General features: G+C 72.8%; 14 protein-coding genes and 1 pseudogene. 7 read left to right on the top strand and 8 right to left on the bottom strand.

Annotated features, from left to right (window positions below; genetic code table 11):
• Positions 1–22: 22 nt before the first annotated feature.
• Entirely contained in the window at positions 23–448 is a 426-nt protein-coding gene (gene arfB / locus ACWG52_RS20680; protein WP_033223611.1) for an alternative ribosome rescue aminoacyl-tRNA hydrolase ArfB, read from the bottom strand.
• A 188-nt stretch (positions 449–636) separates the two neighbouring features.
• Between arfB and ACWG52_RS20675 the strand changes: the two genes are divergently transcribed.
• Together ACWG52_RS20675 and ACWG52_RS20670 are read left to right on the top strand one after the other, a co-directional pair.
• Positions 637–1,212, top strand: a complete 576-nt coding sequence (locus ACWG52_RS20675; RefSeq protein WP_030009238.1) for a TerD family protein — start codon at positions 637–639, stop codon at positions 1,210–1,212.
• A 96-nt stretch (positions 1,213–1,308) separates the two neighbouring features.
• Positions 1,309–1,827, top strand: a complete 519-nt coding sequence (locus tag ACWG52_RS20670) for a GNAT family N-acetyltransferase (RefSeq protein WP_389815916.1) — start codon at positions 1,309–1,311, stop codon at positions 1,825–1,827.
• Between the two features lie 39 nt (positions 1,828–1,866).
• Here the strand turns inward: ACWG52_RS20670 and ACWG52_RS20665 are convergent, their stop codons facing one another.
• Positions 1,867–3,276: a M1 family metallopeptidase gene (locus ACWG52_RS20665; RefSeq protein ID WP_389815913.1), complete on the bottom strand. Its 1,410-nt coding sequence runs from the start codon at positions 3,274–3,276 to the stop codon at positions 1,867–1,869.
• A gap of 32 nt (positions 3,277–3,308) precedes the next feature.
• Positions 3,309–3,875 carry a GlcG/HbpS family heme-binding protein gene (locus ACWG52_RS20660; protein ID WP_453125550.1) on the bottom strand — a complete coding sequence of 189 codons (567 nt, stop codon included), beginning with the start codon at positions 3,873–3,875 and terminating at the stop codon, positions 3,309–3,311.
• A gap of 303 nt (positions 3,876–4,178) precedes the next feature.
• Between ACWG52_RS20660 and ACWG52_RS20655 the strand changes: the two genes are divergently transcribed.
• The 3 genes from ACWG52_RS20655 to ACWG52_RS20645 are packed head-to-tail and all read left to right on the top strand — an operon-like array spanning position 4,179 to position 6,510.
• Positions 4,179–5,345 carry a sensor histidine kinase gene (locus ACWG52_RS20655; protein ID WP_386021860.1) on the top strand — a complete coding sequence of 389 codons (1,167 nt, stop codon included), beginning with the start codon at positions 4,179–4,181 and terminating at the stop codon, positions 5,343–5,345.
• On the top strand, positions 5,342–5,962 hold the full coding sequence (locus tag ACWG52_RS20650; protein WP_030009243.1) for a response regulator: 621 nt from the start codon (positions 5,342–5,344) through the stop codon (positions 5,960–5,962). Before ACWG52_RS20655 ends, ACWG52_RS20650 begins: the two co-directional genes overlap by 4 nt.
• 44 nt (positions 5,963–6,006) lie before the next feature.
• Positions 6,007–6,510: a hypothetical protein gene (locus ACWG52_RS20645; protein WP_030727511.1), complete on the top strand. Its 504-nt coding sequence runs from the start codon at positions 6,007–6,009 to the stop codon at positions 6,508–6,510.
• 56 nt (positions 6,511–6,566) lie between these two features.
• Here the strand turns inward: ACWG52_RS20645 and ACWG52_RS20640 are convergent.
• Together ACWG52_RS20640 and ACWG52_RS20635 are read right to left on the bottom strand one after the other, a co-directional pair.
• A pseudogene (locus ACWG52_RS20640) lies at positions 6,567–7,556 on the bottom strand (glycoside hydrolase family 26 protein); the annotation flags it as partial.
• A gap of 178 nt (positions 7,557–7,734) precedes the next feature.
• On the bottom strand, positions 7,735–8,412 hold the full coding sequence (locus tag ACWG52_RS20635) for a pentapeptide repeat-containing protein (protein WP_078909474.1): 678 nt from the start codon (positions 8,410–8,412) through the stop codon (positions 7,735–7,737).
• 94 nt (positions 8,413–8,506) lie between these two features.
• Between ACWG52_RS20635 and ACWG52_RS20630 the strand changes: the two genes are divergently transcribed.
• Complete coding sequence (locus ACWG52_RS20630; protein WP_390140915.1) at positions 8,507–9,499, top strand: zinc-binding dehydrogenase; 993 nt, start codon at positions 8,507–8,509, stop codon at positions 9,497–9,499.
• Positions 9,500–9,505: 6 nt separating this feature from the next.
• Here the strand turns inward: ACWG52_RS20630 and ACWG52_RS20625 are convergent, their stop codons facing one another.
• Positions 9,506–9,982, bottom strand: a complete 477-nt coding sequence (locus tag ACWG52_RS20625; protein WP_389815900.1) for a GNAT family N-acetyltransferase — start codon at positions 9,980–9,982, stop codon at positions 9,506–9,508.
• 18 nt (positions 9,983–10,000) lie between these two features.
• Positions 10,001–10,891, bottom strand: coding sequence for an aminoglycoside phosphotransferase family protein (locus tag ACWG52_RS20620; protein ID WP_389815897.1), 891 nt, complete (start codon positions 10,889–10,891; stop codon positions 10,001–10,003).
• A 724-nt stretch (positions 10,892–11,615) separates the two neighbouring features.
• On the opposite strand from ACWG52_RS20620, the gene ACWG52_RS20615 reads away from it, so the two are divergent.
• The gene (locus ACWG52_RS20615; protein ID WP_389816962.1) at positions 11,616–13,007 is read left to right on the top strand and encodes an NAD(P)/FAD-dependent oxidoreductase; all 1,392 of its coding nucleotides are present in this window, start codon (positions 11,616–11,618) and stop codon (positions 13,005–13,007) included.
• A gap of 78 nt (positions 13,008–13,085) precedes the next feature.
• Here the strand turns inward: ACWG52_RS20615 and ACWG52_RS20610 are convergent, their stop codons facing one another.
• Entirely contained in the window at positions 13,086–14,459 is a 1,374-nt protein-coding gene (locus ACWG52_RS20610) for a DUF7927 domain-containing protein (RefSeq protein WP_389816959.1), read from the bottom strand.
• Between the last annotated feature and the right edge of the window lie 55 nt (positions 14,460–14,514).

The raw sequence follows: 14,514 nt of genomic DNA, 5'->3' as shown, positions 1-14,514 counted from the left end.
GTAAGACGGGCACGGCCGGAGGCTACCAGTCCCGGCCCGTACGGCCCCGCTTGGTCTCGGCCCGCGCCTTCTTCTCCCGCAGCCGGCGCTCGTTGATCCCACGCGGGATCTTCGTCGCCCGGCGCTGCTTCGGCGGCGGCGCCGTCGCCTCGGCCAGCAACGAGGCCAGCCGGACCAGCGCCATCTCCCGGTTGCGCAGCTGCGAGCGGTGCTCGGAGGCCCGTACGGTCACGACCCCGTCCACCAGCTTGCCCGCGAGCCGCTCCAGCGCCCGCTCCTTCCACACCTCGGGCAACGCCTTGGTGGCCGCCAGGTCGAACAGCAGCTCCGCGCGCGAGTCCGAGGTGTTCACGTGCTGACCGCCGGGCCCCGAGGATCGCGAGAACCGCCAGGCGAGCTCTCCCTCGGGGAGCACGACCGAACCGCGGATGACATAGGGACCAGGCATGCCCCTATGATCCGCCCCCGCCCCGGCCTCCGTCACCCGTATTTACCGCCCCGCGCGTACGGCTCGCGGAGATTCGCCGTCACGGACAATTCACGACGGGAACCCGACCGGCCTCTCGTCGCGTTATAGGGGGCAGCGGTAGTTTGACCGCCTGTACGTGCATGTTGGATGAGGAAAGGGACATTCCCATGGCTGTCAGCCTGTCCAAGGGCGGCAACGTCTCGCTCTCGAAGGAGGCCCCGGGCCTCGCTGCCGTCACGGTCGGCCTCGGCTGGGACGTCCGTACGACGACCGGTGTCGACTTCGACCTCGACGCCTCGGCGATCGCGGTCAACCCGACGGGCAAGGTCGTCTCCGACGGCCACTTCGTCTTCTTCAACAACAAGTCCACCCCGGACCAGACCATCGTCCACACCGGTGACAACCGCACCGGCGAGGGCGCGGGCGACGACGAGGCCATCAACGTCAACCTCGCCGGCCTGCCGGCCGACGTGGACAAGATCGTCTTCCCGGTCTCGATCTACGACGCCGAGGCCCGCAGCCAGAACTTCGGCCAGGTCCGCAACGCGTACATCCGCGTCGTGAACCAGGCCGGCGGCGCCGAGATCGCCCGCTACGACCTCTCCGAGGACGCGGCCACCGAGACCGCCATGGTCTTCGGCGAGCTCTACCGCAACGGCGCCGAGTGGAAGTTCCGCGCGGTCGGCCAGGGTTACGCCTCCGGCCTCACGGGCATCGCGCAGGACTTCGGCGTCAACGTCTGAGTCCCAGGACCACGAGGTCCGGCACCCGCCGGACACCAGCACGGGCGAATCCCCCTCCCGGCCGTCCGGGGAGGGGGTTTCGCTACCGTTCGACAGGTGATCCTGCAACCGCTCGTCCCCGTCGACGGCGCCCTTCCCGGCCCGGTGCTCACCGAGATCGCCGCCCTCTACGCGACGAACCACGCCTTCTTCGAACTCAGCGGGGACTTCCCCGACCCGAACCGCATCACGGTCGAACAGGTCGCCGAAGCACTCGCCGGTGAACTCGCCCACGACAGCGCCGAGGTGCTCCTCGCCCGGTCCGCCGGCCGCCTCGTCGGGCTGGCCGCCACGCTCGCGCGCGCACCCGCCGCCGACGACCCGGACCCGTGGATCGGCCTGCTGCTCATCGACGCCACCGCGCACCGCGAAGGACACGGCCGCGCCGTGGCCACCCTGGTCGAGGACCGCTTCCGCGCCGCCGGACGCACGGGCGTACGGATCGCCGTACTCGACGACAACCCCGAGGCCCTCGCCTTCTGGCGGTCCCGGGGATACCTCCCCCTGCGCAGGGCCAAGGACCGCGAGATGGGCCGCGCCTGCACCGTGCTGCGCAAACCGCTCGAAGCCCCGTAGCGGGTCCCTGTCGCGGAACCCGCCGCGGAGACCGCGTCCCTACGCGGGGCGAGCCTTCCCGTACAACCACACGTCCCAGACCTTCTTCAGGTCCCGCCCCGTCTTCTCCTCGGCGTAGGCGGTGAAGTCGGCCGTGCTCGCGTTCTCGTGCCGATGGTCCTCGGCCCAACCGCGCACCAGGGCGAAGAACTTCTCGTCGCCCACCTCCTGCCGGATCCGGTGCAGGACCATCGCACCGCGGTAGTACACCGGGTGCGCGGAGATGTCCTTCGGCCCGGGCGGATCGGCCGGCGGGAACGCCGCCCAGTCGCCGTCGGCCTCCTCGTCGACGTCCGTGTCACCCGTCCGGAAGGCATCGAAGTGCTCCTGCGCCGTGGGCCCGCCGTGGTCCTCGGCCCACAGCCACTCGACGTAGGTCGCGAAACCCTCGTTGAGCCACATGTCCTTCCACGACTTCGGCGACACCGAATCGCCGAACCACTGGTGCGCGAGCTCGTGCACGACGAGCTCCTCGCTCGGCGCACCGGGGTACACGGGCCGGCCCTGGGTCTCCAGCGCGTAGCCGAGCGTCCCGGCGGGCAGCACGATCGCACCCGCCGAGGCGAAGGGATACGGGCCGAACCGGCCGCTCCCCCACTCCACGATCTCCGGCATCCGCGCGAGCGCACCGCCACCGGCCACGTCCTCACCGGGCGCCACCGCGCTGTAGAGGCCGACCCCCGACGGCGTCCGCCCGGTCGTCACCTTGTACCGCCCGACGGCGGCCGTCGCCAGATAGCTCGCCATCGGCTCCGGGCTGTGCCACGCGAACACCGTCCGCCCGTCCGTCCCCTCGACGCGGGAACGCAGCTCGCCGTTCGACACCGCCTCGTAGCCGTGCGGAACGGTGAGGGCGATGTCGTACGTGGCCTTGTCACTGGGGTGGTGGTTGCCGGGGAACCAGGTCATCGAACCGAGCGGCTCACCGACCGCGACCGCGCCGTCCCGCAGGGTGATCCAGCCCTCCTCGGAGCCGTCCGGATCCGCGAGGGGCTTCGGCTTCCCGCTGTAGACGACCTCCGTACGGAAGACCTCGCCCTTCTCCAGGTCCTCGGCGGGGCGCACCGTCAGCTCGTTGCCGGTCCGGTTGTACCGGGCGCCCTCGCCCTGGACGGTCACGCCCTCGACCTTCAGGCCGCTGAAGTCCAGGTTGAAGGAGCTGAGCCCCTGCTCGGCGCGGGCGGTGATCACGGCCGTACCGCGCAGCTGCCCGTCGGCGGGGTCGTAGTCCAGGTCCAGCGCGTAGTGGTCGACCTGGTAGCCGCCGTTCCCGGCCCGGGGGAAGTACGGATCACGCAGCCCCGACGCACCCGGCCGCCCCTGCACCGTGTCCCCCGTACACCCCGTGGTGAGGGCGAGCAGGGCGGCGACGGCAGGGGCGGCGAGGCGGGAGAGCGCGCGGAGTTCCACGCACTCGATCCTAGGCGGCCGCGCTCCGCGGACTACTTGCCGAGCGCGTCCACGCCCGCCTTGGCGAACTTCTCGTCCAGGTCACCGCTCGGGGCACCGGCCACACCGATACCGGCGACGGGCGCGCCGTTCGCCTGCACCGGGGTGCCACCGCCGAGGAAAAGGGTGCCGGGGATGTCCTTCAGGTTCGGGGTCTGGGCCAGGCGGCCCACGAGCACCGAGGTCGGCGCGTTCCAGGACACGGCGGTGAAGGCCTTGCGCTGCGCCGAGTCGTAGGACTGCGGACCCGCGCCGTCGCCGCGCAGGGTGACGACGGTGTTGCCGTTGCGGTCGACGACGGCGACCGTCACCTTCTGGTTCTCGGACTCGGCGGCCTTCAGCGCGGCCTGGGCGGCGCGGGTCGCGGCGTCGACGGTGAGGTGCGTCGTCGTGGTGAAGTTCTTGTCGGCCGGCCCGTCCTTCTTCGAGGAGACCGAGGCGACGGACGCCGCGGCGACGTCGGAGGCGGGGGTAGCGCCGGCGCTCACGGCACCGAAGGCTCCGGCGCCCAGGGCGACGGCGAGGGCGGTAACGGTGAGCACGCGGGTGCGGGTCTTCATCTCTGCTCCTGAGAACGGTGGCACGGTGGCACGGGGTCGGCATCGGGTCGGTCCGGGCCGGTCGGACCGGCTCCTTCACTGCTCCAAGCCTCGGCCCGAAACCCCCCGCCCCCCGTCCCCGTACCGGCTCGCCCCACCCACCGCACCGGCCGACCCGGGGGTCATCCGATCGGTCGATGCGGATCGCCTCCGGCGCGGAAAGAATCAGCCCCGCCGGCGTTCGAGGCGCATGGTCCGGGGCGGCGCCCCGGCAACGGCGCCGCGGGCGACAATGAACGCGAACCCGCACATCAGGAGCAACCGGTGAGCCACCCCGCCCCGCCGCGCGACGACACCCGCACGCTGACCACCGTCGCCCACACCGCGTTCTTCCTGCTCCTCGGCGCCTCCGTGGTCCGCTTCCTGCTCCGCCACCCCGGTGAACCCCGCACCCCGTGGATCATCGCCCTCAGCGTCACCCTGGCCCTGCTCTACGTCCTCGGCCCCGCCCTCGGCGCCGCCCCCACCGCCCGGCGGCTCCTGTGGCTCGGCCTGGTCGTCACCACCTGGACGGTCCTGGTCGTCCTCGCGCCGAGCTTCGCCTGGTGCGCCGTACCGCTGTTCTTCACCGCCCTGCGCACCCTCCCGCCGCGCGCCGCCGTCGTCCTCGTGGCCCTCCTCACCACCTTCGTGGTGATCGCCCAGCTCCAGCTGGCCAAGTCCTTCGACCCCAACCTCCTCCTCGCCCCGCCCGCCGTCGCCGCCCTCGCCACCGCCGTCTTCGTCCACATGGAGCGCCAGGCCCAGGCCCAACGCACCCTCATCGACGACCTGATCCGCACCCGCCGCGAGCTGGCCGCCACCGAACGCCGCGAAGGCACCCTCGCCGAACGGCAGCGGCTGTCCATGGAGATCCACGACACCCTCGCCCAGAACCTGTCCAGCCAGCAGATGCTGCTCCAGGCCGCGGACCGCACCTGGGACAGCGACCCGGCCACCGCCCGCGCGCACGTCCGTACCGCCACCGGCATCGCCGCGCACGGCCTCGCCGAGGCCCGCCGGCTCGTCCACGACCTGGCCCCCTCCGAGCTCGCCGACGGCGCCGGCCTCGCCGAAGCCCTGCGCTCCCTCGACGCCGGCCCGGACATCGAGGTCCGCTTCCACCTCGAAGGCACCCCCGCCCCGCTCCCCGACCGCGTCCAGTCCGCCCTGCTGCGCATAGCCCAGGGCGCGCTGGCCAACGTCCGCGAGCACTCCGGCGCCCGTACGGCCGCACTCACCCTGAGCTTCCTGGGCGACCAGGTCGTCCTGGACATCGCCGACGACGGCCACGGCTTCACCGAGCCCCGCACGGACACGGCCGGACGCGGCCACGGCCTCCCGGCCATGCGGGCCCGCGTCCGCCAGCTCGGCGGCACCCTGACGATCGAATCCACGCCGGGCGAGGGCACCGTCCTCTCCGCGGCCATCCCCCTGGAGCCGACCCCATGACCACGATCCTCCTCTGCGACGACCATGTGGTGGTCCGCGCCGGACTCCTGGCCCTGCTCGGCAGCGAGCCCGACATCGAGGTCCTCGGCGAGGCGGGCAGCGGCGAGGAAGCCGTCGCCCTCGCCGCGAAACTCCACCCCGACGTGGTCCTGATGGACCTCCAGCTGGGCGAGGGCATCGACGGCGTCGAGGCCACCCGCCGCATCACCGCCCTCCCCCGGCCCCCGCACGTCCTGGTCCTCACCACCTACGACACCGACGCGGACATCACCCGCGCGATCGGCGCGGGCGCCACCGGCTACCTCCTCAAGGCCGAACGCCCGGAGGAGCTCTTCGCCGCCATCCACTCCGCCGCCCAGGGCCGCACCACCCTGTCCGCGCCGGTGGCCAGCCGGGTCATGGCCCACATGCGCGGCACCCGCCCCACCCTCACCGACCGCGAACTCGACATCCTCGGCCAGCTGGCCCGCGGCCTGGGCAACCGCGACATCGCCCGCGCCCTGTTCATCAGCGAGGCCACCGTCAAGACCCACCTGGGCCGCATCTACGACAAGCTCGGCGTCGACACCCGCGCGGGCGCCGTCTCCGTCGCCAAGGAACAGCGCCTCCTGCCCTGACACCGGAGGTGAACGGCCCCGACACCCGTGACACCATCAGCTACGTGCTCGACATCGGCTACTCCCTCTCCCGGCGCTTCCCGGACCCCCCGCAGACCGACTACCGCTCCGCGGACGTCCACACCCTGCGGCACGACCTGTTCTGCGGGGACGTGTACCTCGCCGACACCACCGCGGACCGGGAAGTGTCCACAGCCTGGGGATGGGTGCCCGTACTGGACTTCGCCTGGGCGCTGTGCGACATCGTCGAGCAGCTCGACAAGGATCCCCGCGGCAACCGCTCCGCCAACCGGCAGTACGCCGAGCTCGACTTCACCGAGTCCACGGACCGGATGCTCTTCGAGCGCCGCTTCGGGTGGGTCGACGTCGAGGCCGACTGGATGCCGGCCGAGGAGGCCCCGCTGACCTTCAGCCACCGCCTGCTGCGCCGCGAGGCCCGCGACTTCCTGCACGACCTCATCGCGGACCTGATCGACATGCACGACGGCCTCGCCGACAACCCGGCCATCTGGACCCTGCAGGCCCGCTTCCCCCGCGTACCGGCGTAGGCCGTCTCCTCCGGATCTTGCCGGGCCCGGCCCGACCGGGATCCCGGTCACCCGGCGGACAGGGACTCCCGGAACACCTGCGCGGAGCGCGGGTTCTGCCCGCACTGCCACACGCCGTGCGGACAGTAGTCGGTGATGCTGTGGTAGAGCGGCTCGTGCTCGGCGAACCAGGCCAGCATGCCCCGTACGTACGCGGGATTGTCGCCGTGCCGGAACAGCCCCCACTCGGGGTACGAGATCCGCTTGCCGTGGGCCCGCGCGAAATCGACCTGCTGCTGGAGCCCGTAGGGCTGGGTGACCTGCTCGTCGAAGGTACGGCCGGGCTCCTGGTCGTAGGAGTCCATGCCGATGACGTCGACCACGTCGTCACCCGGATAGCAGCTGGTCCAGGCGATCGCGTCACCGCCACGGTTGGGGGCGTAGTCGAACCGGAACCGCTGCCCCTGAACCGAGCGCATGGCAGCCACGACGCGCCGCCAGTACGTCTTCCAGCTCTCCGGATCGGGTCGGCAACGGTGCGTGTAGTTGAAGCCGTTCATCTCCCAGCCGAGCACGATCACCGTGTCCGGCACCCCCAGCTCGACCAGACGCGTCGCCAGCCGCCGGAAGTGGTGGTCGTTGGCGCCCCGCGCCCCGGAGCGGATCAGCTCGGCGACCCGGTCGTCGGGAACGCCCGCCTCGTTGCGCTCCTGCATCGGCACGTTCAGCACGAACAGCCGATCGGCCTTCTCCCCGCGCCACCGCGCCCAGGTGCGCAGCGAATCGGGTGCCCCCTCGATGTTCGCCCAGGTGTCTCCGGGCAGGTAGGTGTGCCCGGCGCGCAGCTCGGTACCGCCGAGCCACTTCGACAGTTCCCGCATCCGCTCGACACCGGGCGAGCCGTAGTGCAGATAGGCGCCCACGGCGACCTCGGGGACCTCGGCCCCCGCACCACCCCCGGCACCCTCCCGCGGCGACCGCCCCACGTGGGCGCTCCCCGAGATGAGCAGGCCGACGGCGACCGCGCTCGCGCAGGCCCCCGCCAGCCGGCGGCCCAAACGGGACATGACACCTCCACAGGCCTCGTGCACCGATGTGTCTGCCAGCGACGTTAGGCACGGCACCCGGCGACCCGCCCGCCCGGCGACCCGCCCGCTCGGCCATTCGCCCCAACCGCCCCACCCCTCCCGGCGCCGCACGTGTTCGACGCGCGGGAGTCCCGGGGGCAGCGCCCGGGCGGCGGGGCTACGCCACCACCCGCACCCCCAGCTGCGCCGCCAGCGCCGGAGCCAGGTCGAACAGCTGCGCCGGGCTGATCACCGCCCCGGCCAGCGCCTCCACCCCCCGCGCGATCTCCAGCACGGACGCCTCCCGCAGATCCACATCCGTCATCCGCACCCCGCTGAGATCCACCCCCCGCAGCGCGCAGTCCCGGAACTCCACCCGCTCCAGCACCGCTCCCGCGAAGTCCGGCTCCACCAGCACGCACCCCTCGAAGACCACGTCCTTGAGCCGTGCCTTCCGCAGATTCAGGTAGTCGATCTTTCCCCCGCGGACCACCACCCGCTCCAGCACCGCCCCGTGCAGCTGCACCCCACCCAGTCGGGCGTCCACCACCTCCACGTCCCGCAGCGAGGCCCCCGACAGGTCGGTCCCCACCCCCCGGACCCCCTCCAGCACCGAATCCAGGATCCGTGCCTTCGCCAACCCCACCTCGTCCAGCGCACACCGCCGCACCGCGCAGTCCATGAACCGGGACCCGATCCCCTCCTGCCCCGCCAGGTCGAGATCCGCGAACTCCAGCCCGTCGTAGTCCCCGTCCGGCTCCAGCTCACCCCCCTCCCACACCGTCGGCTCGGGCAGCCGCAGCTCCGGCCGCCGTGCCGCCTTCACCGTCTGCTCCTGCTGCCCTTTGCGCGCCATGCCCCCATCGTGAACCAACCCACCGACAACAGCCGACCACGGCGGCCCTTGACCTCAACCGCGATCGAGGTCGCAACCTGACGCCATGACCACCATGCGAGCCATCCGCCTCCACACCTTCGGCCCCGCCGAGAACCTCTCCTACGAGCACACCGACACCCCCGTCCCCGCCCCCGGCCAGGTCCGCATCGCCGTCGCCGCCGCCGGCGTCCACCTCCTCGACACCAGCCTCCGCCAAGGCATCCAGGGCCCGCCCGCCCCGCTCCCCGAACTGCCGACCATCCCGGGCCGCGAGGTCGCCGGCACCGTCGACGCCCTCGGCCCCGACACCGACCCCGCCTGGCTCGGCCGCACCGTCGTCGTCCACCTCGGCTTCGCCCCCGGCGGCTACGCCCAGTACGCCGTCGCCGACGCCGACCGCCTGCACCCCGTACCGCCCGGCCTCGAACCCGCCGAAGCCGTCGCCATGATCGGCACCGGCCGCACCACCCTCGGGATCCTGCAGTTCGCCGACCTCGGACCGGACTCCGTCGCCCTGATCCCCGCCGCAGCCGGCGGCATCGGCACCCTCCTCGTCCAGTACGCGGTCAACGCCGGCGCCACCGTCGTCGCCCTCGCCGGCGGCCCCGCCAAAGCCGCCCTGGCCGCCGCCAACGGCGCCCACCTCGCCCTCGACCACACCGACCCCACCTGGCCCGACGCCGTACGCGCCCACCACCCCGACGGCGCCACCGTCCTCTTCGACTCCGTCGGCGGCGACACCGCCCGCACCGCCCTCGACCTCCTCGCCCCCGGCGCCCGGCACCTCGTCTTCGGCTGGTCCGGCGGCCCCCTCCACCTCACCGACGCCGAACAGGCCGACCTCGACGCCCGCGGCATCACCACCCGAGGCGTCCTGGGCCCCACCATGCTCCAGCGGGTCGGCTCCCCCGACCCGCTGCGCGTCCTGGAGACCCGGGCCCTCGCCGAGGCCGCCTCAGGCCGCCTGCGCCCCGCCCTCACCCGCTACCCGCTCGCCGAGGCCGCCACCGCCCACCACGACCTGGAAACCCGCGCCACCACCGGCAAGGTCGTCCTGGAACCCTGACACCGGCTACCGCACCCCACCCAGCTCCGCCAGCGCGCCGTCCGTCAACCGGTACACGTCCCACTCCTCCTGCGGGCGGGCGCCCAAGGCCTCGTAGAAGGCGATGGTCGGCGCGTTCCACTTCAGCACCGACCACTCCAACCGCTCGTAGCCCCGCTCCACGCACGTCCGTGCCAGCTCCCGCAGCAACGCCTTGCCGTGACCTCCACCGCGCACGCCCGGCCGCACGTACAGGTCCTCCAGGTAGATCCCGTGCACCCCGCGCCACGTCGAGAAGGACAGGAACCACACCGCGAACCCGACGACCTCCCCCTCCGAAGTCTCCGCGACGTGCGCGAACACCGCCGGACGCTCCCCGAACAGCGCCTCCCGCAACTGCTCCTCGGTGGCCCGCGCCTCGTGCGGCACCTTCTCGTACTCCGCGAGCTCGCGGATCATCGCGTGGATGACGGGGACATCGGTGACTTCGGCGGTGCGGATCATGCCAGCAGCCTAGGACGGTCACCGCCCCAGCAGCACCTCGGCGACCGTCAACTGGTCCTCGTCCAGCCGCACTTCCCCGTCCTCGACGTCCCACAGACAGTTCTGCAGCACCCGCCCCAGCGTCCAGGCCCGCGCCCGCTCCCGCTCCAGACCCGCCACCCGGGTCAGCAGGTCGAACCGCCACCCCACGTCCCCGGCCCGGAAGTTGTTGATGATCGCCGGCATCAGATCGAACCCCGGATCACCCGCCAACGGCTTCGGATCGATCGCCAGCCACGGCTCCCGGCCACCCGCCAGCACGTTCTCGTAATGCAGATCCCAATGCAGCAGGCGGTCCCCCGGCTCCCCCACGACCTCCGCCACCGCCGCCGCGCAGTCCTTCAACAACCGCCGGTCCCGCGCCTCCACCAGCCGCCCCAGCGCCCGCGGCACCTCCTCCAGCATCCCGGCGGCCATCCCACCGAGCCCGCGCAACCCCGCCGGAGCCGGCACCGCCGTCAGCCGCGCCACCAACTCCCCGACCACCACCACCGCCTGCCGCGCGTCCTCCCGCGCGAGCGCCGCCAGATCCCGCCCCTCGTCCAACCGCTCCAGCAGCAGGGTCCCGGTGTCCACGTCGTGCTCCAGCAGCCGTACGCAGCCCTGCCCGTCCCACGCGCGCAGCGCGACCGGCTCCCCCACGCTCTCCTCGTCCACCGCCACCAACTTCAGCACGGCCCCGCTCCCGTCGGCCCGCTCCACCGGCAACACCAACGCCGTCACCCCGTGCATCACGGGCCCGCTCCGCCGCAGCTCCCACCGCTCCAGAAACCGCGCCGCCCGCCCGGGCAACGCGGCGATGAACTCCCGCCCGGCGTCCCCGTTGAACCCGACCTGCGCCTCGATGAGCCCGTCCGGAATCTCCACCATCCCCGGACGGTACCGTGCCCCCTGCGGGGTTGCTCGGCGGTGTGCGGCTGGGCTCGGGCTGCGCCCGGGGCGGCGCCTCAATCGCCGGCGGGGCTGGGGGGTGTGGGTGGTGCGGGGCCCCGCAGGAGGGTCTCCTCGGCTCGGCGTGCGCGGGCACGTCCCGGCAAGGCGGCCGTGGTGACGCCTCGTCCTGCGGGGACCCTCCTGCGTGTCCCCGCCCCACGCCGGGGCTTCGACGGTACGGCCGGAGGGGTGGGGGGACGGGGTGGGGTGTCCCCGCAGGACGAGCGCGCAACCCCGCCCCACAACCGAGACATGCCCGTAAGGCGCGAGCCGAGGAGACACCCCACCCCGTCCCCCCACCCCGACCCGCACCGCCGAGCGACCCGCAGGGGAACCGGCCCCGCCGGCGTTTGAGGCGCGGGTCCGGGCAGCGCCCGGCAGACGACCCGCACCGCCGAGCACCCCGCAGGGGAACCGGCCCCGCCGGCGTTCGAGGCGCGGGTCCGGGCAGCGCCCGGCAGACGACACGCACCGCCGAGCAACCCCGCAGGGGAACCGGCCCCGCCGGCGATTGAGGCGCGGCCCCGGGCGCAGCCCGACCCGCACCCCGCTCCGCCGAGCGACCCCGCAGGGGAAGGGCACAGGTCGTCCCGCCGACGCCGCCGAACCGCGACACACCGTCCCTGGACACCCCTCCGAAACGGGGTGTACCAACTCCCCCATGACGATCAACGGCGGTATTTCCTTCTGGTACGCGACCGCGGCCGGCCACACCTCCACCACCCCACCCCGCGCACCCCTCACCACCGACGCCACCGCTGACGTCGTCATCGTCGGCGGCGGCTACACCGGCCTGTGGACCGCCTACTACCTCAAGCTCGCCGCCCCCGACCTCCGCGTCACCGTCCTGGAGCAGAAGTTCTGCGGCTACGGCGCCTCCGGCCGCAACGGCGGCTGGCTCTACAACGGCATCGCCGGCCGCGACCGCTACGCCGCCCTGCACGGCCGCCCGGCCGCCCGCCGCCTCCAGCAGGCCATGAACGCGACCGTCACCGAGGTCATCGACGTCGCCGCGAAGGAGGGCATCGACGCCGACATCCATCGCGGCGGTGTCCTCGAAGTCGCCCGCACCCCCGCCCAACTGGCCCGTCTGAAGACGTTCCACGCCCACGAGGTCGCCTTCGACGAGGGCGCGACCGACCGTGAGTTCCTCGACGCCTCCGCCACCCGCGCCCGCCTCGACATCGCCGACGCCGTCGGTTCCAGCTGGAGCCCCCACGGCGCCCGCATCCACCCCCTCAAGCTGGTCATGGGCCTGGCCTCGGCCTGCGAGCGTCTCGGTGTGGTGATCCACGAATCGACCCCGGTCACGGAGATCTCCCCGGGCAGGGCGGTCACGCCCTACGGCACGGTCCGCGCCCCTTACGTGCTGCGCTGCACCGAGGGCTTCACCGCCGCCCTCAAGGGCCAGAAGCGGTCCTGGCTCCCGATGAACTCCTCGATGATCGTGACGGCCCCGCTGCCCGCCGAGACGTGGGCCCGGCTGGGCTGGTCGGACAGCACCCTGCTGGGCGACATGGCTCACGCGTACATGTACGCGCAGCGCACCGCCGACGACCGGATCGCGATCGGTGGCCGCGGGGTGCCGTACCGCTTCGGCTCGCGCACCGACAACGACGGCCGTACCCAGCCCGCCACCGTTTCCGCCCTGACCGACCTCCTCTTCTCCTTCTTCCCGGCGCTCACCGGCACGGAGATCACCCACGCCTGGTCGGGTGTGCTGGGCGTGCCCCGTGACTGGTGCGCCACCGTCACCCTGGACCGCGTCTCGGGCCTGGGTTGGGCGGGTGGCTATGTGGGCTCGGGCGTCACGGCCGCCAACCTCGCGGCCCGTACCCTGCGCGACCTGGTCCTCGGGGAGTCCACCGAGCTGACCGCCCTTCCTTGGGTCGACCACCGTGTCCGGCGCTGGGAGCCGGAGCCCTTGCGTTGGCTCGGCGTCCAGGCCCTCTACGCCGCCTACCGTGAGGCGGATCGCCGCGAAACCGCCACCCACGCCCCGACGACGGCGCCCTTGGCCCGCTTGGCCGACCGCGTCTCGGGCCGGCACTGACCGCACGGAAGGCGGCGGGCCCGACACCTGTGACGTGTGTCGGGCCCGCCGTTCCACCGCGGGAAGGTGTCCGTCCCGCTAGAGGGCCTTGCCCCCGTCGGCTTCGCGCGGGTCACCGTGGTCGTGGTCGTGACCGGGCTTGCCGCCGTGCCCGGGCTTGTGACCGTGGCCGGGCTCGTCGCAGTCCTTGTGGTCGTGCTTCTTCTTGACGTGGATCGTGACGGAGCAGGTTCGTGCCGATGCGCAGGAGCCGCCCGGCGCGGTGGGCGCCACGTAGTTGACCAGGGTGTGGTCGCCGCGGTCCGGGGTGTTGACCCGCACCTGGTAGGTGATGGTCGCGGTGCCGCCGGGTGCCAGGGTGCCGGTCCAGGTGAGCGTGCTTCCGGCGAGGTTGGCGGAGCCGCTGGTGGAGGTGAGCGAGCCGGGCACGAAGGTGGCGTCGTCCAGGACGTCGCCCAGGTCGTCGGTGAAGTCGCCGTTCCCGGCGACGGTGCTGGTGTTCGTGACGGTGAGCCGGTAGGTGATGGTGTTGCCCTGGTTCACCGGTCCGGTCGGCGACGCGGACTTCGCCACCGTGTACGTGGGCACGACGCAGCTACCGCTGTCCTGCGCGGAGGTGGCCCCGTAGAAGCCGCGGCCCGTCGCCTCGACGGTCGTCACCGGCAGCGCCGAGGTCGACGCCGTGGTGGGCAGGCTGGTCAGCAGGTTGATGTCGCCGTTGGAGGCGAAGGCGTACACGCTTCCCGCGGACTTGGCGGCACCGAAGGTCTGGGGGACCGTGCCGATCTGGAGGACGGTGTTGTCGGGGCGGATCCGGAAGACCGGGGACGGGCCGGATACGGCAGGGGTGCCGAAGGCCAGGACGTCGCCGTCGTCCAGGGTGATGAAATCGCCCGCCGAGACGACGCCGGCGGGGAAGGAGGCGGGGAACAGCGTGGAGACGCCCGTGGCGGGGTCGATCAGGAAGATCTGGCTCGAATTGAACGAGCCGGCGATCAGCTGTCCGTCCGCGCGGGCGGTCAGGCCGTTGACGGCGGGCACCGACGTCACCGCCGCGAGCGGTCCGGAGATCGGCCGGCTGGACGTCTCCGCACCGGTGACGGGGTCGATGGTGTAGAGCGTGGAGGTGTCGGGGGATCCGGGGAAGTCCACCCCGTACAGCGTCGAACCGTTGGGGCTGAAGGCGATGTCACCGTAGTCGCGGGCCAGCGGGACGTTGCTGAGCGTGGTGCCCGTCGTGTCGTACTGGATGAGCCTCTGGTCGTTCCCGCCGGTGTTCGCCCACAGCGGCGTCGGCGGGCACACCGCCCGCGTCTTCGACGCGGCGGCTCCGGCCGAGGCCGTCCCTGTGTGCGCCTGCGCGGGTCCCGCGGTGCCGGTGACGGCCAGCACGAGGCCGATCGCCGCTCCGGTCAGCACACGTCGCAGGCTGTTCCGCCCGTAACACGCCATGAAGGCTCCTCACTTCTCCCGTCTTCCCGGGAAGACGGATCGCGCCCGCAGCCGG

Source organism: Streptomyces sp. CLCI03 (assembly GCF_053615355.1).
This window is presented reverse-complemented; position numbering and strand designations above follow the sequence as displayed.

Excerpts from the sequence above, each read along its gene's own strand:
- ACWG52_RS20620 (WP_389815897.1), bottom strand. The coding sequence starts at position 10,891 with ATGGTGGAGATTCCGGACGGGCTCATCGAGGCGCAGGTCGGGTTCAAC.
- ACWG52_RS20675 (WP_030009238.1), top strand. The coding sequence starts at position 637 with ATGGCTGTCAGCCTGTCCAAGGGCGGCAACGTCTCGCTCTCGAAGGAG.
- ACWG52_RS20660 (WP_453125550.1), bottom strand. The coding sequence starts at position 3,875 with ATGAAGACCCGCACCCGCGTGCTCACCGTTACCGCCCTCGCCGTCGCC.
- ACWG52_RS20615 (WP_389816962.1), top strand. The coding sequence starts at position 11,616 with ATGACGATCAACGGCGGTATTTCCTTCTGGTACGCGACCGCGGCCGGC.
- ACWG52_RS20610 (WP_389816959.1), bottom strand. The coding sequence starts at position 14,459 with ATGGCGTGTTACGGGCGGAACAGCCTGCGACGTGTGCTGACCGGAGCG.
- ACWG52_RS20625 (WP_389815900.1), bottom strand. The coding sequence starts at position 9,982 with ATGATCCGCACCGCCGAAGTCACCGATGTCCCCGTCATCCACGCGATG.
- ACWG52_RS20635 (WP_078909474.1), bottom strand. The coding sequence starts at position 8,412 with ATGGCGCGCAAAGGGCAGCAGGAGCAGACGGTGAAGGCGGCACGGCGG.
- ACWG52_RS20630 (WP_390140915.1), top strand. The coding sequence starts at position 8,507 with ATGCGAGCCATCCGCCTCCACACCTTCGGCCCCGCCGAGAACCTCTCC.
- ACWG52_RS20650 (WP_030009243.1), top strand. The coding sequence starts at position 5,342 with ATGACCACGATCCTCCTCTGCGACGACCATGTGGTGGTCCGCGCCGGA.
- arfB (WP_033223611.1), bottom strand. The coding sequence starts at position 448 with ATGCCTGGTCCCTATGTCATCCGCGGTTCGGTCGTGCTCCCCGAGGGA.